Source organism: Bacillus hominis (assembly GCF_018332515.1).
In the GTDB taxonomy this organism is placed as follows: domain Bacteria; phylum Bacillota; class Bacilli; order Bacillales; family Bacillaceae_G; genus Bacillus_A; species Bacillus_A hominis.
In genome coordinates this window covers 1-1,949 of the sequence record NZ_BOQD01000472.1, presented here as the reverse complement: position 1 = coordinate 1,949, position 1,949 = coordinate 1, and the positions used below count along the sequence as shown (strand labels likewise).

Below are 1,949 nucleotides of genomic sequence, written 5' to 3'. Positions count from 1 at the left end.
TTAGAATATGAATGGAAACAATAATTAATAATAGGTTTTTATAATTATATTATGTTAACAAAAATCAAAAGGTTTGGTGGAGAAATCATGAGTAAAAAACCAAAAATAATTGTAATAGGAGCTGTTTCAGGGGGAGGGAAAACAACAATTACAGAAAGATTAGCTCACGAGTTACAAAATTCAAAGGTGCTATATTTTGATAGTTATAAGTTTAATAACTGCCCGGCAGACATTTGTAAATGGATTGATGATGGAGCGGATTATGATGAATGGGTACTAACACCATTAATTACTGATATTCAGTATTTACTGCATAATAGTAATTTAGACTATGTTATTGTAGATTATCCCTTTGCATACTTAAATAGTGAAATGAGAGAATTGATTGATGTAACTATATTTATTGATACTCCTTTAGATATTGCGATGGCTAGGAGGATTTTACGTGACTTTAAAGAAGATACGATTAGTGAAATACATAGTGATCTAAAACATTATTTAACACATGCGAGAAAAGCTTATTTAGAAGCGATTAATACTGTAAAGCCAAATTCAGATATCGTTTTAGATGGTACTTTACCTGTAAGTGAAATAGTTGTGCAAATAGTAGAGGAACTCAGTAGAAGAAATGTGATGATACAACATATACATACGGTGAAGTTTTAAGGCATGTAATTGTACATGAAATTCATCATATTAGTCAGATGTCTATATGGGCGAGGGAGTTAAATCTTCAGCCCGTTTCAGCGAATTTAATTGGAAGGGGATTATAGGTTTAGAACCCGACTTATTAAATGCAAGTCGGGTTTTTATATAAAAGAGAACTTTTAGTTAAAATCCTCTGATTTTTTCTGACGTATATGTAAAAACATTAAGGTGGTAATGATTAAAAAGATCATAATCGTTTGTATAATTAAATTTTTAAACTGAAGCAAAATGGTCCAAGATGTAATAGCGTCTTTGAAAGCTTGGAGTGCAGAGTAGGAGGTAGGTTCGAAACCATATTGAAGTAACTTTTTTGTTTCAACAAAAGCCGTGTTTTCTTCATTGGCGTCTAATACTACAGAAATAAACCTTGTATCTCCTTGTTTTGCTGTACCAACAAAACTATAATTACCGTTAGTTGACAAACTAGTTTGCAAGCCATCAACACCCTTTAGTTTAATGTTTTCATCAAGAGAGTACATCATTTTATTTGTGTTGAGAACTTGAAAATCTTTGAAGGTAAATGGGTAAGAAGTTAGTTTAGTTATATTTAATACATCTGGATAGTCTTTTATTAATTGTGTAGCTATTTCGGCTGCGTCTATTGCTGTTGTAATCGATTGTTTATTCTTCTCACTATTTATTCCAGTGGAATTTAAAAATGGAGATTGTTGTGATAACTTTAGTTGTTTTGCTTTTTCATTCATTAACGATGTGAAATTATCTTCATTTCCAGCAATGTGTTCTGCTAGTTCAAGTGCAGAACGATTATTTCCGGTTAAAAGCAATGTATTTAGTAAATCACGAACGGTTGTTTTATCATTCGATGTTACATGTATAGGACTCGTTTCGGTTTGAAAAACGTCGTTACTTATTTTTACAGATTCATCTAATTGTATTTTGCCATCATGAAGTTGCTCCATCACAATATATTCTGTCATTAATTTAGATAAAGTGGCCGACTGAATGGGAGTATTTTCATTTTTTTTATAAACAATTTCACCCGAATTAGTATCTATTAAAATAGCTGATTTAGCTTGAATAATTGGACCATTTACATAAAGATAAAAATATAAAACGATAAGTGCAGTAATAAGAAAAGATAATAATAAAATTGTTATTTTTTTTAAGAATTGCATAAGCGATCCTCCTACTCTTACATCAATAGTACTATTGTAAGAAAGAATGCTTAATTAGGAAGAAAGAAAAGGTAAAGAATTTCTAAAGAATTTTAAGGAATTCTT

Annotated in this window: 2 protein-coding genes and 1 pseudogene; 2 read left to right on the top strand and 1 reads right to left on the bottom strand. The window is 30.4% G+C overall.

Annotated features, from left to right (window positions below):
- The first annotated feature begins 87 nt into the window (after positions 1-87).
- Together KI356_RS26500 and KI356_RS26495 are read left to right on the top strand one after the other, a co-directional pair.
- Positions 88-666 carry a nucleoside/nucleotide kinase family protein gene (locus KI356_RS26500; RefSeq protein WP_212936939.1) on the top strand — a complete coding sequence of 193 codons (579 nt, stop codon included), beginning with the start codon at positions 88-90 and terminating at the stop codon, positions 664-666.
- Positions 636-773: pseudogene (locus KI356_RS26495) on the top strand (DinB family protein); the annotation flags it as partial. The gene KI356_RS26500 and the pseudogene KI356_RS26495, both read left to right, overlap by 31 nt.
- Before the next feature lie 54 nt (positions 774-827).
- Here the strand turns inward: KI356_RS26495 and KI356_RS26490 are convergent.
- The gene (locus KI356_RS26490) at positions 828-1,844 is read right to left on the bottom strand and encodes a D-alanyl-D-alanine carboxypeptidase family protein (RefSeq protein ID WP_128280082.1); all 1,017 of its coding nucleotides are present in this window, start codon (positions 1,842-1,844) and stop codon (positions 828-830) included.
- Between the last annotated feature and the right edge of the window lie 105 nt (positions 1,845-1,949).